A 25,298-nucleotide genomic window follows, 5' to 3' on the forward strand; every position below is an offset into this window, starting at 1 on the left:
GATGTGTCCACCGCCGCGGGATTGGTGGTGACGAGAGTGTCGAGGGGTGGGCCAATCGGACTCCGTCGTCCGTCCCCGTGGGAGCAGGCAGGCAGCAGTCCTCGTGATCGGTGGCATCACGTGCAACGTCGACGTCATCCGTAGTGTCCCGTCTGGGCTGGAAATGGCTATGATGCAGCGCGTTCGCCTCGGTGCCCGCGGGTGTGTGAGCATCCTCGGCACCCGCATCCCGATCGACATGAAGCCGGTGCACCGCATGACACCCACCATCCACCCATCCGCCAGCGACGAGAGCTTCGAGGAGCTGCAGCGGGACCCGTTTTTCGAGGTGGTCACCGACCTGATCGCCGACTACCTCGCCGACGCGTTCGACGATCCCGCGGGTGCCGAGGTCGACGGATGGACACTGAGCGCGCTGCCGTCGACGGACTGGACCGCCGACCGGCACCGGCTGTTCACGCTCGGGGTCGGGCCGACGGAGGTGCTGTTCGTGGAGCGCTTCCTGGAGGGTGGGGACATCGTCGACTATCGCGTCGCCCTGTGCGTGTCGTTGTCGGCGTTGCTCGAGGCGACCTCCGCGACGCTGGACGAACTCGCGCTCCGGTACCCGTTGCTGCGGATGGAGCGGGGCGATGCCTCCGCCGACTGCGTCCTGATCGACTGGTTCGTCTCCGACGGTGGCGCAGACGACCAGTTCTTCGACCTTCCGCTGGCCACGTCGATCCGCCCGCTCGCCGAGCGCCTCGCGGCGCAGGGGCGCGGCCCCTACGCGCAATTCCACAATCGGATGTTTGCCGCGCATGCGCTGCGGGCCGCGCACTGATCGACCGCCACTTCCGGGACGGTCGCGTCGCGCCCGGAGTTTGCTGTGACGGCCCGTCCGGCTGACACGCCGGGTGCCGGCGCGCGGAGGTGATCGGGGGCCCCGGCGGGGACAATACGTCCGGACCGGGAGGAGATCACTGTGTTCGGGAGAGGACGCCGCACCGAGGTGCCGGCATTGCGGGCTGCCGCGCAGCCGACCGGGGAGCCGGGCCAGGTGGCCGAACGACACGGCCCGGCGTCGGATCGGACGAGGTCGTGGCGATGACCGGTGGCTCCGGCGGCGTCGTGCCCGAAACCGTCCACGACGCACTCGACGCGCACGGGTGGCGGGTGTTGGCGGCCTCGACGCAGGGAGTCACGAACCGCGACAGCGGGACCCCTCGGCAGGACGCATACGCGGTGCGGCGCGGCCGGGACCGGATCGCCGTCGTGGTCTGCGACGGTCTCGGTGCGATGGAGTACTCGCACCTGGCCGCCGCGGCGGCGGGTACCGCGCTCGCCGACCACCTGCTCACCGCGGACCTCGAGGTCTCCGGCGACTGGACGCCGCACCTGCGGGTCGCGTCGCTCGCCGTGACCCGGACCGCCGGCGACATCCTCGGGGATCGCGCACCCAGCCTCGACGCCGTCGCCGACCTGATGGCCACGACCGTCACCGCGGTCGTCGTCGAGGGCGTCGACAGTCCGGGACCGTGGCTGGCGCACACTGCGACCGTCGGCGACAGCAGCGCGTGGTGGCGCCGAACCCGCGTCGGCGGACTGGACTTCGAGCCGTGGCTGCTGATGTCCGGTGGGAGGCTCACTCGCCGGGAGATCGAGACGTCGCGCGCACTGGCGCTACCCCTGCCCGACGACGCCGTTGTCACCGGCGCCAGCTACGAGCTCGGTCCCGAGCAGATGCTGCTGGTGTGCACCGACGGCGTCGCCGACGCGTTCGAGGACGGCGGCAGCGCATTCGCCGCGGCGTTCGCGACCGGCTGGAGCAACCCGCCCCGGCTCACCGACCTCGCCGACCGCATCGCGTTCGGCCGGGACGGACACACCGCCGACCGCACCGCGGTCGCGATGTGGACGCCGCGCTGACACTGCCGGAACCCTCGTCGCCTCTTCGGACAGGTCGAGGTGGGGTGAGCGTCGGTGTGGTCTTTCGGGTCGGATCCGTCCGTCGCTGACATGCCGGTCGCTTCGTCCGCCCAGTCGTGAATTCGTTTCAGCCTCGTCGTAACCGAGCCGTGTTCGGAGTGCTGGTCCGCGGTCTCGTCGAGTGCATTCATCTGTCCGTTCGATGCTGCGGTGGACTTGTACCTCGCTGTGTGGCCGGGGCGCGAATCGGGCGTTTCGCCTAGTCGAACCGCGATGAGTACCGCGGGAATCACAAGGGCTGCAGTGACGATTGCCATGAGGGACCCCGCTTCTCGGGGTGGTGCTGCCACGAATCGCGAGTACGAGGACGAGCGCATGCATCACACAGCTGAGGGCGCCGGGGACGGCACACCTGCCTGGAATCGAACGGGCTTGATGGTGGTGGGTTCGGAGCAATCGCCACTTCCTGTCGGTGACCGGGACTACAGTTCGAACATGTTTTCGATTCGTGGTGCGGGAGGGTGCGGCGAGGTGGAACGCCACCTCGCTGCCCTCGATGCCGCCGTCGAGGGCCTGCTGACGGAGTCGCTGGCGGGGCTGTCCGAGACCGACGTGGTCGAGACCCTGCAGCGGATGGAGGCGTCGCTGCGGAAGGCGTCGGCGGTGGGGCACCGCCTGATCGTCGAGGCCGTTGAACGGTCCATTCCGGGGAACCTGGCGTGCCGGTCGATCAACGACTTCCTCACTTCCACGCTGCGTGTGTCTGCCGCCGATGCCGCGAAGCGGGTCAAGGGCGCCACCAAGGTCGGCACCTGGCACACCGTCGGCGGCGAGGAGATGGATCCGGTGTTGTCGGCGACCGCGGCCGCGGTGCGGGAGGGTGCGGTCGCGCCGGACCACGTCGCCGCCATCGCGAAGACCATGCGCAGGATCCCTCACGGCACCGGGGCCGACGAGCTTGCCGTTGCCGAACACATCCTCGCCGACGCCGCCCGCTCAACGACGCCGGAGGACGTCACCAGGATCGGTGTGCACCTGCTCGCTCACCTGAATCCCGACGGGGACGCGCCGGACGAGAAGGAACGTAAGCGCCGTCGCGGCATCCGGATCGGTCAGCAGGGCGCGGACCTCCTCACCCCGATCTCGGGGATGCTCGACCCGGAGCTGCGGGCCCTCCTCGACCCGGTGCTGGCGAAGCTCGCCCGGCCCGGCATGAACAACCCCGACGACCCCGACTCCCCGTCCGGCGACGTCGACTCCCCGACCCTCGATCGCGCGGCACTCGCTATGGCCGCCGCCCGCGACACCCGCACCCCCGCCCAGCGCAACCATGACGCCGTGAAAGTAGCCCTGCGGCAGCTGCTCTCGTCCGGTGTGCTGGGCAGTCACCGGGGGCTGCCGGTCACAGTGATCATCACGATGACCCTGAAGCAGCTCGAGGATGCCGCCGGTGTCGTGACCACTGCGTCCGGTGGCATCGTCCCGATCAAGGACGCTCTCCGGATGGCCGAGCGCGCCCACCCCGCCCTCGTGGTGTTCGACCACAACGGCCGGCCCCTGCACCTCGGCCGCAACAGACGCCTCGCGTCCGCCGATCAGCGGCTCGCGCTGATCGCCTCGTCGCGAGGGTGTACCCGCCCGGGTTGTGACGCGCCCGGGACGCTGACCGCCGTGCATCACCTCAGGGAATGGAAGGACGGCGGTCGCACCGACATCACCAACGAGGACCTCGTCTGCGACTGTTGCCACGCGCTCGTCCACGACGGACCCGGTGGCTGGAAGACCGAGGTGGCACCGCACGATTCGGAGCATCCGGGCCGCACCGAGTGGACTGCGCCGCCGCACATCGATCCGGAGCGGAAGCCACGCGTGAACCACCGTCATCATCTTGGCGATCTCGTTGCGGGGGCGCTTGCCCGTTACCGGGCCCGTCAGGACGCCGAGCTGCGCCGGTGGCAAGAGCAGTATGAACGAGACAACCGCAGGCATGCTGACGCGGCAGGCGAAGGCGACGATGAGGGTCCCTGACCGGAGCAGCGAAAGGCAGTGAACCGCGACAGCGTTGACAAGGTCGGTTCTCGGGGACGGCGGCGCAATGACGCCGGTCGTGGGGGCATCCGGTCGATCAACGACGCCGTGGGTGCCTAGGCCGCGTACTGCGCTCGCCACGCCAGGACCCCGGTGCCGACCGTGACGGCGATGAACAGCAGTGTCCACAGGGTGCGCGGCAGATGGCTGAGTGCGCGGAGCTGGTCGAGATCCGAACGGCCCGAGCGGCTTCGGGCCGACTCCGTGACGGTGCGCAGGTTCCCCGCGAGCAGCACCCAGATCGCGGTGTAGCCGAAATGCAGCTGCAGTGTGAGTGATCCGTAGTACGCGACGGCGCCGACCGCGACACCGACGACGAGGAGGACGACGAACCCGAAGGCGTTGCGGATGAACGGGACCATCACGACGATCAGCGCCACCGCACCCCACAACAGGACCGGCAGCCGGCCCACCGAGATCAGTGCGGCGCCGAGGAGGCCCAGTAGGGCAGGCGCGAGAAATCCGGCCGCCGCCGTCACGATCATCCCGGGCCCGCGCGCCCTGCCCCGGGACAGGGTCAGCCCGGATGTGTCGGAGTGCAGGCGGATACCGGTCAGGCGCCGCCCTGTGGCGACCGCCGCCAGCGCGTGCCCGGCCTCGTGCGCCAACGTCACGACGTGCCGGGTCGGGTTCCACAGCGGGCGCCACAGCACGAGCGCTGCGGCGAGCGCGAGCGGAAGGTACGCCGACCGGTCGGTCCAGTCCGAGTTCACCCGACCATGCTCGCAACCGCGGTCGCCGCGACACCCGGTGGGGCGCCGGTACGTCCCATCCGGCCCGGAGTGATCATGCGGACGTGGTTGCACCGCAACCGTTTTCCGCTCTCCGTGTGGCGACCCCGGGTCGCCCCGGGGGGTCAGATGCGAATACCGCAACTCGGCTGTGTGCGGTGTGGCGCATGCCACACACTTGCCTACGCATGAGAGTTTCCGAGTACCGGAATCGGAGTAACATGAACAACCAACCCACAGAGCAGTACCGTCACGCAGACGATGCCGGCGCCGTCAATCGACGACGCGCGCTATGGGGAAGTTCGCTCGGCACCACGTTGGAGTGGTACGACTTCTTCCTCTACGGCTCGATGGCCGTCATCGTGTTTCCTCATCTCTTCTTCTCGCAACAGAGCGGATACGTCGCAACCCTCCTGTCGGTGTCGACGTTCGGTGCCGCATTCGTGGTGCGGCCGATCGGGGCTGCACTCTTCGGCGCACTGGGCGATCGACGTGGCCGCAGGGAGGTGCTGGTCACCACCATGGTCCTGATGGGCGTGTCGACGGCCCTGATCGGGCTGCTCCCGACGGATCAGAAGGTCGGGCTCTGGGCGCCCTTCCTCCTGGTCCTCCTGCGCCTGCTGCAGGGGCTGTCCACAGGCGGGGAATGGGGCGGCGCCACCCTGATGGCCGTCGAGAACGCCAAACACACCGCGACGAGGGCGGAGTCCCGACGCGGGTTCTACGGCAGCCTCGTGATGGCGGCCTCGCCGGCCGGACTGGTTCTCTCGAATGCCGCCATCCTGATCCTCACCCGGATCGACAAGGCCGCATTCATGGAGTGGGGCTGGCGAATTCCGTTCCTCGCGGGCGGTGTGATCGCGGTGCTCGGCCTGGTGATCCGGCTCGGTGTCACCGAGACCGAGGAGTTCACGAAGCTCGCCGACCGCGGCGAGGTCAGCTCGTCGCCCGTGCGGACGGTGCTGCGGAGGTTCCCGCTGCGCATGCTGCGCATCGCGTGCATCTACATGGGCCCGGGCGCGGCGTTCTACGCCGTCATCATCTTCGGCCAGAAGTACGCGGTGCAGAACGGCGGATTGACGGCGATGCAGATGTCCGCGGTCGTCGTCCTGTACGGCATCACGATGTTCGCCGGCACGGTCTGGAGCGGACACCACGTCGACCGGTTCGGTGCCGCGCGCATGGGCTTCTACGGCATCGTCGCGATGGGCGTGATGACGCCGATCGTGATGGCGGTGATGAGTTCGGGGAACTTCGGTCTCGTCGTCGTCGTGTACCTGGTCATGGCTGTCGTGCAGGCGATCGTGAATGCGCCGCTGGCCGTGGTGTTCACCGACATGTTCGCACCGGATGTCCGGTACACCGGTGTGTCGCTCGGATACCAGCTCGGCACGATCTTCGGTGGCGCGCTTCCTCCGATCATCGCGCTCTGGCTGCTCGAGCGAACCGGATCCGTCTGGTCCGTCGTCGCCTATCTGGTTGCACTGTTGGTTGTTTCGGCGCTGTGCATCGTCGGACTGATGAACCGTTCGGACGAATCCGAGGTGGAACCGGCGGGCGCGGTCTCCAACGCGATGACGTCCTGACGAGAGTGCTCGCCGACTTCTGACGCCCGGCAACGACGAGGGCGGGTGCGCGCCGAGACCGGTGGAACGACCACCGGCGACTCGGGACGTACCCGCCCTCCGCCGTCCCGATATGGGGGCATCGCTGGATCAGCACTCGACGTGGCCGACGGACACGGTGACCGCGAGGCCGCCCGTCGAGGTCTCCTTGTACTTCGTGCTCATGTCGGCTCCGGTCGCCCGCATGGTCTCGAGGACCTGGTCGAGGCTCACCCGGTGAGTGCCGTCGCCGCGCAACGCCATTCGGGCGGCGTTGATCGCCTTGCCGGCGGAGATCGCGTTGCGCTCGATGCAGGGAATCTGCACCAGCCCGCCGATCGGGTCGCAGGTGAGGCCGAGGCTGTGCTCCATCGCGATCTCGGCCGCGTTCGCGACCTGGGCGGGGGACCCGCCGAGCACCTCGGCGAGGCCCGCCGCGGCCATCGACGCGGCCGAGCCGACCTCGCCCTGGCAGCCGACCTCGGCTCCCGAGATCGACGCCCTCTCCTTGCAGAGCGAGCCGATGGCCCCGGCCGCGAGCAGGAACCGGATGGTGGTGGCGTCGGCGTCGGCGCGGCCCGCGGGGGTGTAGTGGACGGCGTAGTGGAGGACGGCGGGGATGATGCCGGCCGCACCGTTGGTCGGGGCGGTCACCACCCGCCCGCCGGACGCGTTCTCCTCGTTCACCGCGAGCGCGACGAGATTGACCCAGTCCTCTGCGAAGGCCGGGTCCCGGTCGGGATCCTCGACCCGTAGCCGCTCGTACCATCCCTTGGCCCGCCGCCGGACCCGCAGGCCCCCGGGCAGGTACCCGTTGCGGGACACGCCGTGCTCCTGGCACGCCACCATGACGTCTCGAATGTGGAGCAGGTGTTCGCGGAGTTCGCGTTCGGATCGGGACCCGAGCTCGTACCGCGTCATCACCTCGCTGATCGACAGCCCGTGACGCACGGTCAACGTGTGCAGTTCGGCGGCGGAGCCGAACGACAGCGGGCCGCCCGCGTCCCGCGGTGCGGCGGCCGACGCCGCATCCGATGCGGTGACGACGAATCCGCCCCCGATCGAGTAGTACGTCCGGGCAGACAGTTCCGAGCCGTCGGCCGCGAGCGCGGTCAGCGTCATCGCGTTCGGGTGGACGTCCAGGACGGTTGCCGGATGCAGCAGCATCCCGTCCTCGGTGAGGGGAACCTCGACCACCCCCGCGAGGCGGATCCGTCCGCTCGACCGTGCCGACGCGAGTCGCGTCTCCATCTCCTCGGTTTCGACGGTCTCGGGACGCAGTCCCTCGAGACCGAGCAGAATCGCCGACATCGTGCCGTGTCCGGCGCCGGTCGCGGCGAGCGAGCCGTACAGGTCCACCCGAATGTCGCACACCCGTTGCAGCACACCAGCGGTGGCGAGGTGCCCGGTGAACAGCGCGGCCGCCCGCATGGGGCCGACCGTGTGTGAACTCGACGGCCCGATGCCCACCGAGTACAGGTCGAACACGCTGATCGTCATGCGCTGGTGGTCTCACTTCCCGTGAGTGGTGTCGAGGTCGCGGGGACGGCGGTCACTGCCGAGCACGGATGAGGTCGACCAGTGCGTCGACGTCGTTGTGCCCGGCCAGCGGTGTGATCGTGACGCCGTCGGCGACCCCCGCCGCCTGGATGTCGTCGAGGAGCCCCCGCAGCCCGGACTCCGTCCCGACGTAGCTCAGTGAACCCGGGGCGATCGCCCGCTCGTGGGAGCCCAGCGCGTCGAATGCGCGGCGGGCGTCTCGTGCCCGAGGTTCGACGAGCACCGCGATGTCGACGATGACCGAGATGCTGTCCGGCTCCTTGCCGCTGCGCTCGAGGTCGCCGCGATAGGACTCCCTGATCGACTGGGCGTGGCCCAGGTCCGCGGCGCTGATCCGAACCGGGACGCGGTCGCTGCGGGTCAGCTCGTGCCATTCGGGCGCGGACGGAGCCGGCAGGGGCCGGTCGACGAACAACCGCAACAGGTCTCGGGGGCGAACTCGGGTGTCGGTAGTCATCAGGATGGCCTCCAGTCCGGTGTCGTGGTCATGCCATGGTCCGATGCCGGGCGGAAGTTCGACACGATCGTTGCACATGCGGCCACCACGGTCGGCGCGCGCGGGGTGCGGCCCTACCGTCGTCCGCAACAGGACCCGACTCGGAATCCCGACCGCCGTCGCCTCAGCGCTCTCGAAGGGACAGTGTCATGACGATCGCCACCACGACGAAGTTCGATCCCCACCCGCCCGCGCTGCCCCTCGAACCCGTTCGCCCGGACGGGCTCCGGGGGCTCTACGCGAGCGTGCCGTCCGGAGTCGCCGCCGTCTGTGCGCTCGTCGACGGCAGGCCGGACGGCATGGCGGCGAGTTCGCTCGTCCCGGTCTCCCTCGACCCACCGCTGGTGTCCTTCTGCGTGCAGAACGACTCCCGGACGTGGCCCCGGGTCCGCGCGGCGGACCGCATCGGCGTGTCCGTCCTCGCGGGGGATCAACGCGACGCCTGCACCGCGCTGGCGGCGCGCGAGGGCGACCGGTTCGCCGATCTCGACTGGCAGGCGCACGACGGCGGTGGAGTGTTCGTCACCGGTGCGTCCGCGCACCTGGAGTGTGTGCTCGAGGCGGAGCTGGCCGGCGGCGACCACCGCATCGTCCTCCTGCGGGTCCTCGCGGGCGCGCGGGGCGCCGCCTCGCCGATCATCTTCCACAACAGCGGATTCGGATCGATCGCGGAGAGCGTCTCGCCGTGACCCGGCCGTCGAGGTAGCCGATTCCCACGACCGGAGGACGGAGGACACGTGGACACCCACACCCGAGCCATGGTGCGTTTCGTGCAGATGTGGCATCCGTACGGTGGCTGCGACGAGCAGATCATGCCCGAATTCGGCGTCACCGTACCCACGTTCTACGGCCGCATCCTCACGATTCTCGAGCACTGGAAGAACCTTCCGCTCGACGACGGTGAACGCAAGGCCCTCACGTCCTTCTGCGTCGCCAAGCTCCAGGAACACCGGCAGTCCGACCGGGCGGGACTCGCCGGTGCGCGGAGGCGACCCACACCCGCGCCGGGGACGTCCGGCACCTGACGCGCCACCCGCGGACGCCGCAACCACCCCGACCGTCCATGCCGTCCCGAACGGTGCCGACGGCCCCCGCCCGCACCGTCGAGTTCGCGCGTCCGTCGTCGGGTGCGGCCGAGGGCGGACCCTCGCCGATGCGGCGACCCCGCGCGCCGACGACCGTCGACGCGGCGTCGGATCCTCGTGTGCACAACGAGCTTCGGCGTCCGGCGGTCCCTGGCCGGCCGGCGCCGGGACGGTCGACCGCACCGTGGCCGTGCGTGCCTGATCTGCCCAGTTGTAGTGGTGTCCACACCGCTGGACCGGCACCGGATCGATTCCTAGCGTCGACGCTCAGAAAGCGCCCGGACGAGAAACACGAAAGGACCCGGTTCCATGAAATTCGGAATTGTGACGCAGGGCTACGTCCGCAAGGACGCGGACGAGTTGACGCGCATCAAGCAGGTGGTGCTCGAAGGCCAAGCGACGGAACGCTACGGGCTCGACTCGTTCGGCGTCGCCGAGCAGCACTTCAAGTTCCCGACCAACACGACCAGCGCCATCGACGTGGTGTTGTCCTGGGTCGCGGCGACGACCGAACGCATCCGGATCAAGCCGGGCGCGGTGATTCCGGCTCTGCACCACCCGCTCGCCGTCGCCGAGAACTGGGCGACCCTGGACACCCTGTCCGGCGGGCGCGTCGACTTCGCGGTCGGTCGCGGCAACACCCCCAAGACCGCCAACGCCTTCGAGGTGCCGATCACCGAGACCAACGCCCGGACGTTGGAGGCACTGGAGATCATCGTCAAGGCGTGGACCGGTGACGAGTTCGACCACCACGGCGAATTCTGGAACTTCGACGAGGTGCGCGTCACCCCGCACCCGGTGCAGAGCCCGCATCCGCCGCTGTCCATGGCCGCGGTCAGTGTCGGCGCCTGCGCGCTCGCAGGCAGCAACCGGCTCGGGCTGATGGGAGCGACCAACAACCTCGAGTGGACCCAGGTAGAGGACCGGCTGCGCGCGTACCGGGAGAGCTGGGAGACCGGCACCACCATCGCCGGCGCGACCCCGAACGCCGACGTGACGATGTACGTCCCGCTGCACGTCGCCGCCACGACGCGCGCGGCGCGGGATCAGGTGGAATTCGGGATCGTCGAGTACACCAATCGTGCGATGAAGCAGGACCTCCGCAACCACGAACTCACCTACGGCACAACGAAAGGCATGGACACCACCGGCAAGTTCTACGACAACTTCGACGGTCTGCTCGAGCTCACGCCGCTGTGCGTCGGTACCCCCGACTACGCGATCGAGAAGATCCTGCGGCTCGCGGAGTACGGCATCGACGAGATGGTGTTCCACGTCGACTACGCCACGCACGACGAGATCGTCGAGTGCATCCGACTCGTCGGCACCGAGGTCGTGCCCGCCGTGCGTCAGGAGCTGGCGGCTCGCGCCGGACGCCGGTCCGTCGTGAACGCGGTGTCCTGATGAACGTCGCCGATCTGCACTCACCGGGGCTGGGAGGCATCCTCGACCGAGTGCGATCCGGGGAGATCTCGCCCGTCGAGGCGGTCACCGCGACCGCCTCGGCGGTCGAGGGTCTGCCACCGGAGCTCAACCCGTTCATGTGCGTCGACTTCGATCTCGCCGTGGACCGGGCCCGGGAGCTGACTCCCGCCAGGGCGTCCGAGCTTCCGCTGTTCGGGCTGCCGATGGCGATGAAGGACCTGGAACCGACCGCGGACCTCCCGACCACGTTCGGTGCCGGTTTCGTCGACTCCCGCGCCGAGCGCACCGACGGATCGCTCGTCGCCCGGCTGCGGGCGGCCGGCTGTGTGATCTTCGGCAAGACGAGCACGCCGGCGTTCGGGCACAAGGACGTCACCGACAACGTGATCACCGGGGTGACCCGGAATCCGTGGGATCCGTCGTTGACGCCGGGCGGTTCGAGCGGGGGCGCGGCGGTGCTGGTCGCGACCGGGGTGAGCCCGGTGGCGCACGGCACCGATGCGGCCGGTTCGGTGCGGATGCCTGCCGCGCTGTGCGGTGTCGCCGGATTCAAGCCGTCCTTCGGTCGCCTGCCGCGAGTTCCGTCCGTGGATCTGTGGGCCGCACGCGGTCATCACGGGTTCCTGGCACGCCGCGTCGAGGACATCCGCACCTGCATGGACGCGGTCGCGGGCGGGGATCCCCGCGACCCCATCTCGCCGTCCGATCCGGTGTGGGACCAGGCCCCGCCACGCGCGCAGCGTGGTCGGATCACGTTGGTGGACAGTCTTTTCGGTCAAGAGGTCGACCGCGGCGTGTCCGCGCTGCTGCGTCGCGTGGGTGATCTGCTCTCCGACGCCGGTATCGCCGTCGAGTCGCCCGCGGTCCGGTGGCCGGACCCGGTGGCGTGGGCCAACGTCTGGCACGGTGCGCACGAGCACCACCACTTCGGCGAGGTGTACCGGCGTACCCCGGAACTGTTCTCCCCGTCCCACGCGGCGCTGGTCGAGGCCGGCGCCGAGGTCGGCGCGTCGGAGCTCTTCGCGGTGCAGGAGCGGCGCTCGGCCCTCTACCAGCAGGCGACCGAGTTCTTCGACGGCTACGACTTCGTGCTCACACCGACCCTCCCGCGGGTCGCCTGGGCCTGCGACGACGATCGGCCGGCGATCAACGGGACACCGGTCGAGTACGGGCCGGGTGGGCGCTGGGCAGATGTGTTGCTGGCCAACATGACCGGCTGGCCGGCCGCGTCGATTCCGTGTGGGTTCGTCGACGGGCTGCCGGTGGGACTGCAGATCATGGCCCCCTGGCGTGCGGACGGGCCGTGCCTGGACTTCGCGCAGCGTCTCGAACGAATCCTGGCCCCGCTGACGTCGACGCCGCCGAACCGAGCCCGGTGACACGAACCCGCATCAGAACTCTGAGCAGATGAAAGGACCGAGAATGGTTGACAAGCAAGCCGACCCCCGTCGCGACACGGTCGCGTGGGTGGGTTTCGGCGCGATGGGCCGGCCCATGGCCGACCGCCTGACCGCCGCCGGACACAGGGTGATCCCGCTCGACCCCCGGACCGATCGGGATCCGGCCGCGGTGCTCGCCGAGGCCGACGTCGCCGTGACCTGCCTGCCCGGACCGGACGAGGTCCGTGCCGTGTGGACCGGGCCGGGTGGGCTGGTCGAGGCGATGCGTCCCGGTTCGGTTCTCGTCGACGTGTCGACGATCGGACCGGCAACCGCGGTCGACCTCGCCGAAGCGGCGGCCGCCCGGGGGATGGTCGCCCTCGACTGCCCGGTCAGCGGCGGACCGCAGGGCGCGGTCGCCGGGACCCTGGCGGTGATGGCGGGCGGCGACCCGGACGCCGTCGACCGGGTGCGGCCGATGCTCGAGACGTTCGGCACCGTCCACGAGTGCGGGAAGCCCGGATCCGGGCAGGCGGTGAAGCTGATCAACCAGTCCGTCCTGGCCGGCATGCTCGGCGGGCTCGGGCTCGGGTTCGCACTGGCGACGCGCAGCGGCATCGATCCCGAACTGATGCACGGGGTGCTGTCGGGAGGTGTGGTCCGCGGCTTCCTCACCGACGCGCTGTGGCCGTTGATGGCCGCCGACGACCTCGCGGCCGGGTTCGCGGCCAAGCACATGGTCAAGGACATCGGTCTGTGCCGGGAGTACGCCCGCGACGCGGCGGTGTCCGAGGCGCTGCTGGACACCGTCGACAGCTGGTTGCGGACGGCGATGGAGGTCCGCGGCGGCGGCGTCGCCACGCAGGCGATCGGGCAGGGGGTGCTGGCATGAGAGCGTCGACGACCGGCGAGGTGGAGCTCGTCGCGTTCATGCCGACACCGTTCGGCGAAACCGGTATCGACGAGGACGCCGTCGCGCTGCAGATGCGGCACTACGGCGCGACCGGAACCACGGTCGGACTGTTGGGTGGCATGGGGGAGTTCTACGCCGTGTCCCACGACGAGGCCGACCGGCTGATCCGTGCGTCGGTCGACGGCATCGGCACGGACGGCAGGGTGCTGGCTGCGGTCGGATTCGCGACCAGGGAAGCGGTCCGGCTCGCCGAGACCGCGTCGGACGCCGGGTGCCGCGGACTCGTGGTGAACCCGCCCTACTACGTCCACCCCTCGCCGCGGGCGTACGCGGAGCACGTCCGCGCCGTCACCGAGGCATCCGGGCTGGACGCGGTCGTCTACAGCAGCAGCCACCTCGCGATCGACGACTCCTACCTGGACGCGCTCGTCACCGTGGACGGCTTCCGCGGCGTCAAGGACGAGCTGTCGTCCCCGGACGAGTTCGCGCAGCGGGTGCTGCGGTGGGGCGACCGGGTCGACTTCTGGGCTGTCGGCGAGCACACCGCCGCGCCCTACGTCGCCGCCGGTGCGACGGCGGTGACCTCGGCACTGGCGAACGTCTGCCCCGAGGCCAGCCGCGAGCACCTCGCCGGCGGCGACACCACCGGTGACCTCGCCCGATTGGTCCACGACAGCGTTCGGCTGCTCGGTGCGGAACCCGGCACGTCGGCCTCGGTGGCCAAGGAGATGATCGCCGCCGTCCGGCCCTGGCCGACGAGCGTGCGCGGACCCCAGGCGGTGGCGTCCGATTCGCTACGCTCGGAGGTGAGGGAACTTGTCCGGACGGTGACGGACAGGTACCGGCGATGACGAGCGGCGGGTGAACCGATGACCGACCGGGCCGAACGCACGACGAACGGTGCGTGGTCGGGGGACGACCGGACCCCGGCCGCCCAACCCCGGTCCGGGCAGCGGAGCAGCGAGCTCACCACGCTGCGCCGCGGGCTCGAGATCCTCGCCGTCCTGCGCCAGTGGACGTGGGGGACCGACGCCCGCGGATGGGGAAACAACCGCATCGCCGAACATCTCGGCGCCGACAAGTCGCAGGTGTCGCGGACCCTGAAAGTCCTCGTCGAGTCCGGTCTGGTCGTGCGCGACGAGGAGACCCGAACCTATCGACTCGGGTGGGCGGCGTACGGCCTCGGCATGCGCGCGGCGGACCAGCACCTGATGCGGGTCGGGTCCGTCGTGGTGCGCAAGGTGGTGGGCCTGACCGGGAGCCGGGTGTTCCTGGTCGTCCGCGACGGCGCCGGGGCCGTGACGATCTGGTCCGATGCGCCGCTGCACGTGCGGCCGATCGTGGACAGCATCGGCATGGTCTACCCGGTCGAGTCGACCGAGACCGGTCGGGCACTGCTCTACGGCAGCGATCCCGTCGCCATCCGGCAGATCCTCGGCACCGACACCGACGACGACCCACGCGTCGAGGAACTGATCCGGCGCGTCGCGCGGGACCGTGGGCAGGGCTTCTCCTACGGCGTGGTCCCGGGCAACACCGCCGGTGTGGTCGCCGTCCCGGTCTGGACGACGGGCCGCAAGGTCATCGCGGCACTGGGTGCCGCGAACGCGGACCTCGCGGACAAGGGGAACGTGACACCGGTCGCCCGGGTACTCCTCGCCGCCGCCGCCGAACTCACCCAACACCTGACCGCGGATCTGCGCGCCGACGTCGCGGTGAGCGCGGTGCCCTACCAGGGCTGGCCCGACCGCCCGGAGTTCACCAGCGCGCAGTGAGTCGCGTTTCGTACCACCGGTGTCCCACCGACCGACGAGGGCACCGGTATCAGCACGCGGCTTCGGCCGCACCACACTCGTGAGGAAGGAACACCTCGTGATCATCAACGTGAGCAGGTCCGGCGACGTCAGCGTCTCGAACCCGGACGACTTCCGGGCTTTCGCCGTCGCCGTCGAGGACAGCACCGCCGCCGCCACCTTCAGCGCGGCCGCCGCGAGCATCGGTGGTGCCACCGAGGACGGGGGCCACGTCTACGTCGCCCCGGACCGGCTGGTGGCACTCGTCGACGCGCAGCGGGGCGTCGACCCGGACTGGACGTCCGGATTCCACGGCATGGTGGCGTACGCCGAGTCCCACGGCTGGGTCGACGACCGCGGCTGGATTCGGGCCCACGTCGAGCCGTCGGCCCCGAACCCGTAGGGCGGCACCCGACGCCCCTGGGTGGTGCGGCGGGCGGTCAGTCCTGAATGCGCCGCCACGGGCGTGCCTGCTCGAGCTCGAACGCCAGCTCCAGCAGGGTCCGCTCGTCACCGTGCGCGGCCGAGAAGTGCACGCCCAGTGGCACACCGGCCGCGGTGGTGTGCAGCGGCAACGAGATCGCCGGCGTTCCCGCCGCGTTGTTCAGCGGGGTGAATGCGGTGTAGGTGATCAGTTTCTCGAACAGGTCGTCGAAAGATTGCGCGGGAGACAGGAACCCGAGTTTCGGGGTGGTGTGCCCGAGGACCGGGGAGAGGATCACGTCGTAGGTCCCGAACAGCTGCGCGGCCCGGTGCGCGGTGCGCTGCAGCCGGTACAGCACCCGCGGGGTCTTGGCGACGTTGCGGCGGTACAGGGCATCCAGCCCGCGCGTCAGGTTGTCCGTGCGGGCCTTGTCGAAGTCCGGGCCCAGCATCTTCTTTCCGCCCGCGCAGAGCGCGAACGACAGGAATCCCCAGTAGATGCTGAAGTCCTCGACGAACTCCGGTCCCACCGGCAACGGCCCCTCCTCGACGTGGTGGCCGAGGTCGGAGAGCAGGTCCGCCGTCGCCCGCACCGCGGTCCGGGTCTCGTCGTCGGTGGCCGTTCCGTTCACGGAGTCGACGACCACCCCGATCCGCAGCCGGGTCGAGCTCGGGCCCCGCACCAGCCGGATCGGCGGCAATTTCGGGTTGCGGTAGTGGGTTTCGGCGGCGGCATAGTAGCCGGCGGCGTCCCGGACCGTCCGGGTCAGCACGCCCTGGGTGACCAGGCGGACCGGCATCGACCGATCCTGTGGATCGGCGAGCATCCGGCCCCGCGTCGGTTTGAGCCCGACCAGGCCGCACGCCGCGGAGGGAATCCGGATGGATCCGCCGCCGTCGTTGCCGTGCGCGATCGGCACCACCCCCGACGCCACCAATGCCGCCGCACCGCCCGAGGACGCCCCCGACGAGTACAGCGGATTCCACGGGTTGCGCACCGGCTCCGCGTCGGCGAACTCGGTGGTCGGGCTGAACCCGAACTCCGGCAGCCGGGACTTGCCGAGGGAGACCAGGCCGGCCGACACCAGCTGCGTCACCGCCGGGCTGTCCGACCGGGCCGGCCGCGGCGTGAACGCGGCGCTGCCCTGGCCCGTCGGCAGCCCGGCGACGTCGACGTTGTCCTTGACGAAGGTCGGCACCCCGGCGAACGGCCCGCCCCGGGGTGCGTCCGCCGCGTCGAGCGCCCGTTCGAAGTCGGCGGTTTCGACCGCGGCGAGTTCGGAGACGGCCTCGGCGCGGTCGATCGCGGCCGCGACCGCCTCCCGTGTGGTGATCTCGCCGGACGCGATGCGGGCCGCGACGCCGGTGGCGTCCAGGTCGCCGAGCGCGTCGTCACGGAACGCGTGGACGGTGGTGGCGCTGGTGGTCATACCGTCCGACTCTAGATCGGGTCGACCTCGTCGACACCTGACTCCGTCAACTCCAGCCAGCGGGTGATGCCGAGGTCGCGCAGGAACGGCACATCGTGGCTGACGACGAGCAGCGCGCCCCGGAACTGCGTCAGCGCCTCCGTCAGGTGCCGCAGGCTCGGCAGGTCCAGATTGTTCGTCGGCTCGTCGAGCAGCAGCAGGCGCGGCGCCGGCTCCGCGAGCAGGATCATCGCGAGCGCCGCCCGCAGCCGCTCGCCGCCGGACAACGCCGCCGCAGGCACGTCCGCGTCGCGGCCGCGGAACAGGAAGCGCGCCAGCCGACCCCGGATCTGCTCGTCGGTCGCGTGCGGCGCCGCGTCCGCGACGTTCTGCGCGAGCGTGCGGGCCTCGTCGAAGAGGTCGAGACGTTGCGGCAGCACCCGCCACGGCACCGCCGGCGGCGCCGCGCAGACGGCGCGCATCAGCGTCGTCTTCCCGATTCCGTTGCGGCCGACCAGCGCGATGCGTTCCGGGCCGGTGACGGCCAGCCGCACGGGCTGGCCGGTGGGCAGCGTCGTGTCGAGGTCGAGTACCCGCTGCCCGGCGTGGACCACGCTGTCGGGCAGGTCGATCCGGATCTCCTTGTCGTCGCGGACCGCGTCCTGCGCCTCGGTCAGGACGCGGCGGGCGTCGTCGAGCCGGTCCTGGTGGGTGGCGCGCAGTTTGCCCGCCGACGCCTGGGCCTGCCGTTTGCGTTCACCCGCCAGGATGCGCGGCAGACTCGATTCCATCTTCTTGCCGTAGCGCTGCCGGCGGTCGATCTTCGTTTGCGCGTCGACGAGTTCGCGGCCCTGCCTGCGGACGTCGGCGCGGGCGTCGCGAACCGCGGCCAGCGCCGCGTCCTGCTCCGCGGCGACAGCCTGCTCGTAGTGCGTGAAATCGCCTCCGAAGAAGCGCAGTTCGCCCTCTCGGAGCTCGGCGATCGTCTCCATCCGGTCGAGCAGGGCACGGTCGTGGCTGACCACCACCACGATGCCGGGAAACTGGTCGACGGCCGCGTACAGCCGTGACTTCGCGTGCAGGTCGAGGTTGTTGGTCGGCTCGTCGAGGAGCAGCACGTCGGGGTCGGTGAGCAGTGCGGCGGTCAGCCCGAGCAGCATCGTCTCCCCGCCCGACAGCGTGCCGACGGTACGGCCCAGGCCGGCGGCATCGGCGGCGACGTGCGCCAGGCCGAGCCGGTCCAGGGTCGCGACGGCACGCTCCTCGACGTCCCAGTGGGTGCCGACGGTGGTGTAATCCTCCTCGGTGCCCTCGCCGGATTCGATGCGGTGCAGAGCCTTTCGCTGTGCGTCGATGCCGAGCACGGCATCGACGGTGCGGCCCGGGTCGAGCGTGAGGTCCTGGCGCAGGTACGCCAGCGTCCCGCCGACGGTCACCGAACCGCGGTCGGGGCCGAGGCGTCCGGCGATCAGCCGCAGCAGCGTCGACTTGCCGGCGCCGTTGCGCCCGACCAGACCGGTGCGTCCGGGCGGGAACACGGCGTCGACGCCGACGAACACCGGGTCGCCGTCGGGCCAGGAGAACGAGAGGTCGGACAGGACGAGAGAGGACATGGGTCTCCTTCGAAGGGTGGGTGCGGTGCGCACGCGAGACACGCGGCGCGCGGTCACTACCTCCGAATGAGCAATGTTCGTCCGATCGTCGACAACAAGACGTCCACCAGGCTAAGGGCCGTCCCGGTGCGCAGGCAAGGGAATTTGTCCGGGGTCACTGCGCAGCGGGAATCCGGCGGGGACCGGCTACAGCTGTGGCCCCTCGGCACGCAGGTCGTCGACCTTGCGCATCGCCTCGCGCAGTTCGGCGAGCCACTCGTCGGCGTGCTGGCCGGCCAGGCGCACCGTCCACGCGAGCGCGTCGGCGCGCGACCGGGCGACCCCGGCGTCGACGAGCGTGTCGAGCACCTTGCGTTCGGGTTGCCGCAGCCGCGTCATCACCGGAACCGCCAGGTGCGTGAACAGTTCGCGGTGGTCGCCGACCGTCACGCCCCACGCCACCTTGCGGCCGTACCGGGCCTCGGCCTCGTCGGCGATCTGCATGCGCTGCGACCGGGTGGACTCGCGGAATCGGGACACGCGACCGTCGACGGCGGCCGAACTGGTGTCCTCGGGCGGCGGGAGTTCGCCGACCACCACGATCTCCTCGCGGTCCACCTCGATCGTCGGGGGTCCGGTGAACCAGTCGTCCGGCAGCCGACCGGAGAACCACTCGGCGACGTCGCGCGTGTCGGGGGCCTGGGCCTGCTGCCAGCCGCCGCTGCGGCCGAATCGACGCGCGTGCGATGAGTATCCCATTGCTCTCACCTCGGATCTTGCAATGATTACTTGATTACAGTTCTACGCCTCCTTCCCTCCGAGCGCCACCGTGCGGAGGCCCGTCCGGGGCGCCGGACCGGCCGTGCCCGCATCAGGGCGGCGGAGCCGCCTAGGGTCGGGGAATGCGGATGAGACCGGTGGTTGCGGTGGTGTCGGTGTCGGTACTGGCGTTCGGCGGTGTCGCATGCAGTAGCGGACCGACGCCGACCGAGACGGCCGCGCGGGACTTCGCCGACGCGCTGACCCGACGCGACGCGCAGGCCGCCGCCGACCTCACCTCCGACCCCGTCGCCGCGGCGGCGGCGATCCGGCAGATGTTCGACGGGCTCGACCCGACGGACGCGCGCTTCGCGGTCGCCGGCACCGACAGCGACGCCGGGACGTTCACCCTCGCCGCCGACTGGACCTTCGGCGACACCGCGCCGGCGGCCTCGGGAACGGCCACCACCACCCCCACCGCGTCCGCGACCGCGTCACCGGCGCCGGCCGCCGAGACCTGGACGTACGACACCACCGGGGGCGGGCAGCCCGTCGCCGACGGCGGGAAGATCCCGTGGAATCCGGCGCTTCTCGCGCCGGGACTGAGCGCCGACACCACGCTCCGCTACACGACGCTGTCCGGTGGCTCCCCGAAGGTCCTCGCCGACAACGGTTCCCCGCTGATGGCCGAGCAGACCGTCACGCTCGTCAATCTCGACCCCGCCCCCGACCCGGCCGCCGCGGCCGCGGCCCTTGCGCCGCTGCTCGCCCCCTACGCGCCCGGCATCTCGGCGGCCGGCCTGACCGCGGATCTGGCTGCCGCGCAGGGGCGTCCGCTGACCGTGATCACCCTCCGCGACGCCGACGTCGCCCCGATCGCGTCACGGCTCGCCGCGATCCCCGGGGTCGAGCTGGTCAAGCAGACGCGACTGCTCACCGTCGACAAGGGGGCCCAGTCGCCGGCGTTCGACGGTCTGCGGCAGATGTGGGAGCAGAAGCAGGCCGACACCGCAGGCTGGGCCGTGCAACTCGTCCACCCGGACGGCAGCGCGGACCGGCTCGCCGGACGCGACGGCACCGTCGCCCCCGACATCCCGACCACCCTCGACCCGGCGATGCAGGCCGCCGCCCAGGCCGCGATCGCGAACCTGCCCCAGCAGGCGGCGATCGTCGCGATCCGGCCGTCCACCGGCGGGGTGCTCGCGGTCGCGCAGAACGCTCCGGCCAGCGCGCAGGGCCCGATCGCGCTCACCGGCCTCTATCCGCCGGGGTCGACGTTCAAGACCGTCACGACTTCGGCTGCGCTGCAACAGGGATCGGTCACCGCAGACACCGTCCTGCCGTGCCCGGGCAGCGCGAACATCGAGGGCCGCACGATCCCCAACGACGACAACTTCGATCTCGGTTCGGTACCGCTGCACACCGCTTTCGCCCGCTCCTGCAACACCACCATGGGTCGGCTGGCGGTGTCGATGACGCCGCTGGCCCTCCACGACGCGGCCCAGCAGTTCGGGCTCGGCGTCGACTACGTGACCCCCGCCCTGACCACCGTCACCGGCAGCGTCCCGCCCGCCGACACCCCCGCCGAGCGGGTGGAATCGGCGATCGGTCAGGGGCAGGTGACCGCGTCCCCGTTCGGGATGGCGCTGGTCGCGGCGTCCATCGCCCGCGGGTCGACGCCCGCGCCGATGCTCGTGACCGGTCAGCCCGGGGTCGGCGACGCGAGCCCCGCGCCGGCACCGGTCCCGGTCACCGACGCGCTGAAGACGATGATGCGCGAGACCGTCACCGCCGGGACCGCGACCCAGCTCGCCGACATCGCCGACCTGCGCGGCAAGACCGGCACCGCGGAGGTCGCCGGCCAGCCCGCGCACGGGTGGTTCGTCGGCGTCGATCAGGACGTCGCGTTCGCGGTGTTCATCGCCGGGGCCGACAGTTCCGCCCCGGCCGTGGACGCGGCGGGGCGCTTCCTGCGTCCCGTTCAGGCACAGATTCCGCGCTGACGTCGCGTCGCGCGCGGGTCACCCACGGCCGGCGAAACCGAGTGCGACTGCACGGCCGCGGCGAAGCGCCGGGGATGTCTCCCAACCCTTCTCGGATGCACCCGGCGAAACGATCGTCGTTCGGGCACGGCCGAGCAGGAGTCGACGCCGGGTCTGTGTCGGCGACGACACTGCAGCCGAACGGCGAGCGGGCGCAACGCCGAGGGCGGGGAGAAATGCGTCAGATGCACCAGACGAGTGCGGCGGAACCCACCGGGACGCTGAAGCAGAGACTGACCGAGCCCCAGACGGGGGTGATCGGTACGGCCTGGTCGGCCGAGGCGACCGGAGCGGCGAAGACGCCGAGACCGGCGGTCAGAACGGATGCGGCAAGGATTCTCGTGAACGTGCGGGACATGATGCTCAACTTCTCACTGGAACGAGGTACGAGCCGACCCCCCGTGGCTCCAGTCCATCGTCCGCCCCGCGGTATGCGGCGCACAAGGTCGAGGTTCTAGTGCACGCCGCGCATCATCCGGCTGATCCACGGCGAGAGCAGCACCATCACGAGCCCGACCGCGATCGAGGCCAGTCCCACCCACAGGAAGTACGGCGTCTGGTTGGCGGTGTCGTAGTACTTGGCGAGGGTGCCGGACATCGACGACCCCAACGCCACCGACAGGAAGAACAGCGCCACCATCTGGGTGTGGAACGCCTTGGGCGCGAGCTTCGTCGACAACGACAGCCCGACCGGGGACAGGAACAGTTCGGCGAACGTGAAGAGCAGCAGGATGAACACCAGCGCCAGCAGTGGGGTTCCGTTCGGCCGGCCGTCGGCGAACGGGAGGAACGCCAGGAACGCCAACCCCATGATCGTGGTACCCGCCGCGAACTTCAGGGGCGACGACGGCTGCCGCGGGCCGAGCTTCGTCCACATCGCCGCGAACACACCGGCGAAGACGATGATGAACACCGGGTTGATCGACTGCACCCACGAGGCGGGGAAGTCCCAGCCGAACAGGTTGCGGTCGAGGAACTTGTCGGCGTAGATCGCGACCACGGTGAACTGCTGCTGGAACAGCGACCAGAACGCGGCACTCGCCAGGAACATCGGGACGAACGCGATCACCCGGCTCCGCTCGGTGCTCGTGATGTGGCGGCTCGACAGGATGACCGCGAAGTACCCGATCGCCGCGACGATCGTCAGCCCGACCACGACGTCCGACAGGTTGTCGGTGGTGATCACCCCGACCACGCACATCACGAGCGCCACGGCCACCGCGGCGAGCGCGCCGGCGCCGTATTTCCACAGCAGCGTTCTCGGCAGCGGATTCGAGGGCGTCGTTCCGATGTCGCCGAGGCGCTTGCGGCCCAGGGTGTACTGGATCAGGCCCAGCGCCATGCCGACGGCGGCCAGGCCGAATCCGGCGTGAAAGCCCCAGTTGCGCTGCGCCCACCCGGTGAGCAGCGGGCCGAGGAACGCGCCGAGGTTGATGCCCATGTAGAAGATCGAGAAGCCCGCGTCGCGGCGTTCGTCGCCCTCCGCGTACAGGTCGCCGACGAGGGATGTGGCGTTCGCCTTCAGGCCACCGCTGCCGACCGCGATCAGGATCAGCCCGACCCCGACCCCCGCCAGCCCCGGGATCAGCGCCAGCGCGATGTGCCCGCACATCACCAGCACCGCGGAGTAGAACAGTGTCCGCTCGGAGCCGAGCACCCGGTCCGCGATCCAGGCACCGAGGATCGTCGACAGGTAGACGGTGCCGCCGTATGCGCCGACGATCGAGACCGCCGCGGCCTCCGAGATCCCCAGGCCGCCGTCGGCGGCCGAGTAGTAGAGGTAGTAGATCAGGATGCCCTGCATCCCGTAGAAGGAGAACCTCTCCCACATCTCGACGCCGAACAGGTTGGCCAGCGCGAACGGCTGGCCGAAGAACCCGCGGTCGGAGTGGGAACTCCGGGGTGGCGACTCGAGTTCGCTCATGGGAAAACTGTCCCACGCTCCGCGCAGGTCGGTGCGGCGATGACGCAAAGTTGTCAGCGGGCCGCGGAGCGCCTCGCGACGGCGGCGTAGATCGCCCGCCAACCCAGGAGGAACACCGCCAGCACGATGCCGGCGACGAGGATGAAGCTCAACGCCGTGCCCTGCCCGGAGACCACCCGCAGCAGCATGCCGCCGACCAGGGTGCAGAACCAGATCACGATTCCGGCAGGCACCACCGACGCGGGCCGCGCCTTGTCGCGGTACAGCGCCTCGTTCGCGATCCAGCCCAACGCGAGGCCGCCGAGGAACGGCCACGCCGTCGTCAGCAACCCGGTCACGGCGTTCGCCTCGTCGTGGCTGCGGCGCCCGATCGCGCAGAACACGACCACCAGGACAACGTCGACGAGCAGAATCGGCAGCACTTTCTTCACGCCGTCCAGGGTAGGCGGAGCAAACTCGTTTCCCTCTGGCCGGGACAGCGGGCGGGCGGATCGGCACCGCGACCCTAGCGTGGGCGGGAAACTGTGATCGACCTGACATTCAGGAGGCAATCAATATGACCCAGTGGAACACCGAGTGCGATGTCCTGGTGGTCGGCTCCGGTGGCGGCGGTGTGACCGGCGCCTACACGGCAGCCCGGGAGGGCCTCGACGTGATCCTCGTCGAGGCGACCGACAAGTTCGGTGGCACCACCGCGTACTCCGGCGGCGGCGGCGTGTGGTTCCCGGTCAACCCGGTGCTCGTGCGTGCCGGCACGGACGACACCATCGAGGATGCGCTCGAGTACTACCACGCGGTCGTCGGCGATCGGACCCCTCGCGAGCTGCAGGACACCTACGTCCGCGGCGGCGCTCCGCTGATCGAGTACCTCGAGCAGGACGAGAACCTGAAGTTCGAGATGCTGCCGTGGCCCGACTACTTCGGCAAGGCGCCCAAGGCGCGTCTGGACGGCCAGCGGCACATCATGCCCTCGGTGCTGCCGGTGGCCGATGCCCCCGAACTGCGCGACGTCGTCCGCGGTCCGCTGGACGTCGACCGGCTCGGCGCGCCTGCGCCCGACGACTACTTCATCGGCGGCCGTGCGCTGATCGCCCGCTTCCTCAAGGCGATCGAGAAGTACCCGAACGCCACGCTGAACCTGAACACGGCGCTGGTTGAGCTGGTGGTCGAGGACGGCGCCGTCGTGGGTGCGATCGTCGAGCGGGACGACGAGCGGATCGCGATCCGTGCCCGCAAGGGTGTCGTGCTCGCGGCCGGTGGCTTCGAGGGCAACGACGAGCTGCGGCAGAAGTTCGGGGTGCCGGGCGAGGCCCGCGACACGATGGGCCCGTGGGCCAACCTCGGCAAGGCGCACGAGGCCGGTATCGCGGCAGGCGCCGACACCGACCTGATGGGTGAGGCCTGGTGGTCCCCGGGCATGACCCACCCGGACGGCCGTTCCGCGTTCGCGCTGTGGTTCACCGGCGGCATCTTCGTCAACCAGGACGGCAAGCGGTTCGTCAACGAGTCCGCGCCGTACGACCGGATGGGCCGCGACATCATCGCCCAGATGGAGGACGGCAAGGCGACGCTGCCGTACTGGATGGTCTTCGACAACAAGGAGGGCGAGGTGCCGCCGGTCAAGGCCACCAACGTCTCCATGGTGGAGGCCGAGAAGTACCAGGCCGCCGGCCTGTGGCACACCGCCGACACCCTCGAGGAGCTCGCCGAGAAGATCGGTGTGCCTGCCGAGAACCTGGTCGCCACCGTCGCCCGTTTCAACGGGTTCGTCGCCGACGGCGTCGACCCCGACTTCGGTCGCGGCGACGAGGCGTACGACCGGGCGTTCTCGGGCGGTGAGCCGCCGCTGGTCACCATCGACCAGGGCCCGTTCCACGCGGCCGCGTTCGGCATCTCGGACCTGGGCACCAAGGGCGGTCTGCGCACCGACACCGCCGCCCGCGTCCTCGACACCGCCGGCAACCCGATCCCCGGCCTGTACGCGGCCGGCAACACGATGGCGGCACCGTCCGGCACCGTCTACCCGGGTGGCGGCAACCCGATCGGCACCAGCATGCTCTTCAGCCACCTGGCCGTGAAGGACATCGTCGCCGGGCGCTGACGCACGACAAAATGCGCACCCGGCGTGGCCCCAGAGGGAGGGGTCGCGCCGGGTGCGCCGTGTTTG

The 25,298-nt window shown here is 70.4% G+C and carries 23 protein-coding genes; 14 read left to right on the plus strand and 9 right to left on the minus strand.

Features of this window, described 5'->3' with window-relative positions; genetic code table 11:
* The first annotated feature begins 169 nt into the window (after window positions 1–169).
* The 3 genes from ABD951_RS16625 (at window position 170) to ABD951_RS16635 (ending at window position 3,936) form a co-directional block, all read left to right on the plus strand.
* Window positions 170–823, plus strand: coding sequence for a hypothetical protein (locus tag ABD951_RS16625; RefSeq protein ID WP_345347096.1), 654 nt, complete (start codon window positions 170–172; stop codon window positions 821–823).
* A gap of 263 nt (window positions 824–1,086) precedes the next feature.
* Window positions 1,087–1,908, plus strand: a complete 822-nt coding sequence (locus ABD951_RS16630) for a protein phosphatase 2C domain-containing protein (protein ID WP_345347099.1) — start codon at window positions 1,087–1,089, stop codon at window positions 1,906–1,908.
* Between the two features lie 495 nt (window positions 1,909–2,403).
* On the plus strand, window positions 2,404–3,936 hold the full coding sequence (locus tag ABD951_RS16635; RefSeq protein WP_345347103.1) for an HNH endonuclease signature motif containing protein: 1,533 nt from the start codon (window positions 2,404–2,406) through the stop codon (window positions 3,934–3,936).
* A 116-nt stretch (window positions 3,937–4,052) separates the two neighbouring features.
* Here the strand turns inward: ABD951_RS16635 and ABD951_RS16640 are convergent, their stop codons facing one another.
* The gene (locus ABD951_RS16640) at window positions 4,053–4,709 is read right to left on the minus strand and encodes a M50 family metallopeptidase (protein WP_345347106.1); all 657 of its coding nucleotides are present in this window, start codon (window positions 4,707–4,709) and stop codon (window positions 4,053–4,055) included.
* 239 nt (window positions 4,710–4,948) lie between these two features.
* Here ABD951_RS16640 and ABD951_RS16645 point away from each other — a divergent pair, with 239 nt between their 5' ends.
* A complete protein-coding gene (locus ABD951_RS16645; protein WP_345347109.1) occupies window positions 4,949–6,313 on the plus strand; it encodes an MFS transporter in 1,365 nt (454 codons plus the stop codon).
* 129 nt (window positions 6,314–6,442) lie between these two features.
* Here the strand turns inward: ABD951_RS16645 and ABD951_RS16650 are convergent, their stop codons facing one another.
* Both ABD951_RS16650 and ABD951_RS16655 read right to left on the minus strand, forming a co-directional pair.
* A complete protein-coding gene (locus ABD951_RS16650; RefSeq protein WP_345347112.1) occupies window positions 6,443–7,831 on the minus strand; it encodes an L-serine ammonia-lyase in 1,389 nt (462 codons plus the stop codon).
* Between the two features lie 52 nt (window positions 7,832–7,883).
* Window positions 7,884–8,348 (minus strand): hypothetical protein, encoded by a 465-nt coding sequence (locus ABD951_RS16655; RefSeq protein ID WP_345347115.1) that lies wholly within the window; start codon window positions 8,346–8,348, stop codon window positions 7,884–7,886.
* 188 nt (window positions 8,349–8,536) lie between these two features.
* Between ABD951_RS16655 and ABD951_RS16660 the strand changes: the two genes are divergently transcribed.
* The 8 genes from ABD951_RS16660 to ABD951_RS16695 all read left to right on the plus strand — a co-directional run bounded on the left by ABD951_RS16660 (window position 8,537) and on the right by ABD951_RS16695 (window position 15,385).
* A complete protein-coding gene (locus ABD951_RS16660; RefSeq protein WP_345347118.1) occupies window positions 8,537–9,076 on the plus strand; it encodes a flavin reductase family protein in 540 nt (179 codons plus the stop codon).
* Window positions 9,077–9,124: 48 nt separating this feature from the next.
* Window positions 9,125–9,412, plus strand: a complete 288-nt coding sequence (locus ABD951_RS16665) for a DUF3263 domain-containing protein (RefSeq protein ID WP_345347121.1) — start codon at window positions 9,125–9,127, stop codon at window positions 9,410–9,412.
* Between the two features lie 369 nt (window positions 9,413–9,781).
* Entirely contained in the window at window positions 9,782–10,876 is a 1,095-nt protein-coding gene (locus ABD951_RS16670; RefSeq protein ID WP_345347124.1) for an LLM class flavin-dependent oxidoreductase, read from the plus strand.
* Window positions 10,876–12,276 carry an amidase gene (locus ABD951_RS16675; RefSeq protein WP_345347127.1) on the plus strand — a complete coding sequence of 467 codons (1,401 nt, stop codon included), beginning with the start codon at window positions 10,876–10,878 and terminating at the stop codon, window positions 12,274–12,276. The genes ABD951_RS16670 and ABD951_RS16675 overlap by 1 nt, the downstream gene beginning before the upstream one ends.
* Before the next feature lie 43 nt (window positions 12,277–12,319).
* The gene (locus ABD951_RS16680; RefSeq protein WP_345347130.1) at window positions 12,320–13,168 is read left to right on the plus strand and encodes an NAD(P)-dependent oxidoreductase; all 849 of its coding nucleotides are present in this window, start codon (window positions 12,320–12,322) and stop codon (window positions 13,166–13,168) included.
* Window positions 13,165–14,040: a dihydrodipicolinate synthase family protein gene (locus ABD951_RS16685; RefSeq protein WP_345347133.1), complete on the plus strand. Its 876-nt coding sequence runs from the start codon at window positions 13,165–13,167 to the stop codon at window positions 14,038–14,040. Before ABD951_RS16680 ends, ABD951_RS16685 begins: the two co-directional genes overlap by 4 nt.
* 18 nt (window positions 14,041–14,058) lie before the next feature.
* Entirely contained in the window at window positions 14,059–14,964 is a 906-nt protein-coding gene (locus ABD951_RS16690) for an IclR family transcriptional regulator (RefSeq protein WP_345347136.1), read from the plus strand.
* A 97-nt stretch (window positions 14,965–15,061) separates the two neighbouring features.
* Entirely contained in the window at window positions 15,062–15,385 is a 324-nt protein-coding gene (locus ABD951_RS16695) for a hypothetical protein (RefSeq protein WP_345347139.1), read from the plus strand.
* A gap of 37 nt (window positions 15,386–15,422) precedes the next feature.
* Here ABD951_RS16695 and ABD951_RS16700 read toward each other — a convergent pair whose 3' ends face one another.
* The 3 genes from ABD951_RS16700 to ABD951_RS16710 all read right to left on the minus strand — a co-directional run bounded on the left by ABD951_RS16700 (window position 15,423) and on the right by ABD951_RS16710 (window position 19,165).
* Window positions 15,423–16,835 carry an amidase gene (locus tag ABD951_RS16700; RefSeq protein ID WP_345347142.1) on the minus strand — a complete coding sequence of 471 codons (1,413 nt, stop codon included), beginning with the start codon at window positions 16,833–16,835 and terminating at the stop codon, window positions 15,423–15,425.
* Between the two features lie 11 nt (window positions 16,836–16,846).
* A complete protein-coding gene (locus ABD951_RS16705; RefSeq protein WP_345347145.1) occupies window positions 16,847–18,427 on the minus strand; it encodes an ABC-F family ATP-binding cassette domain-containing protein in 1,581 nt (526 codons plus the stop codon).
* A gap of 186 nt (window positions 18,428–18,613) precedes the next feature.
* Window positions 18,614–19,165 carry a hypothetical protein gene (locus tag ABD951_RS16710; protein ID WP_345347148.1) on the minus strand — a complete coding sequence of 184 codons (552 nt, stop codon included), beginning with the start codon at window positions 19,163–19,165 and terminating at the stop codon, window positions 18,614–18,616.
* A 149-nt stretch (window positions 19,166–19,314) separates the two neighbouring features.
* Between ABD951_RS16710 and ABD951_RS16715 the strand changes: the two genes are divergently transcribed.
* Window positions 19,315–21,168, plus strand: coding sequence for a penicillin-binding transpeptidase domain-containing protein (locus ABD951_RS16715; RefSeq protein ID WP_345347151.1), 1,854 nt, complete (start codon window positions 19,315–19,317; stop codon window positions 21,166–21,168).
* Window positions 21,169–21,388: 220 nt separating this feature from the next.
* Here the strand turns inward: ABD951_RS16715 and ABD951_RS16720 are convergent, their stop codons facing one another.
* From ABD951_RS16720 to ABD951_RS16730, 3 genes are all read right to left on the minus strand, one after another.
* Window positions 21,389–21,574, minus strand: a complete 186-nt coding sequence (locus ABD951_RS16720; protein WP_345347418.1) for a hypothetical protein — start codon at window positions 21,572–21,574, stop codon at window positions 21,389–21,391.
* An 87-nt stretch (window positions 21,575–21,661) separates the two neighbouring features.
* A complete protein-coding gene (locus ABD951_RS16725; RefSeq protein WP_345347154.1) occupies window positions 21,662–23,131 on the minus strand; it encodes a peptide MFS transporter in 1,470 nt (489 codons plus the stop codon).
* A 53-nt stretch (window positions 23,132–23,184) separates the two neighbouring features.
* The gene (locus tag ABD951_RS16730) at window positions 23,185–23,562 is read right to left on the minus strand and encodes a DUF3054 domain-containing protein (protein WP_345347157.1); all 378 of its coding nucleotides are present in this window, start codon (window positions 23,560–23,562) and stop codon (window positions 23,185–23,187) included.
* A 125-nt stretch (window positions 23,563–23,687) separates the two neighbouring features.
* Between ABD951_RS16730 and ABD951_RS16735 the strand changes: the two genes are divergently transcribed.
* Window positions 23,688–25,232 (plus strand): FAD-binding protein, encoded by a 1,545-nt coding sequence (locus ABD951_RS16735; protein WP_345347160.1) that lies wholly within the window; start codon window positions 23,688–23,690, stop codon window positions 25,230–25,232.
* Window positions 25,233–25,298 lie beyond the last annotated feature (66 nt).

It is taken from the genome of Rhodococcus olei, from assembly GCF_039540555.1.
GTDB lineage: Bacteria > Actinomycetota > Actinomycetes > Mycobacteriales > Mycobacteriaceae > Rhodococcus_G > Rhodococcus_G olei.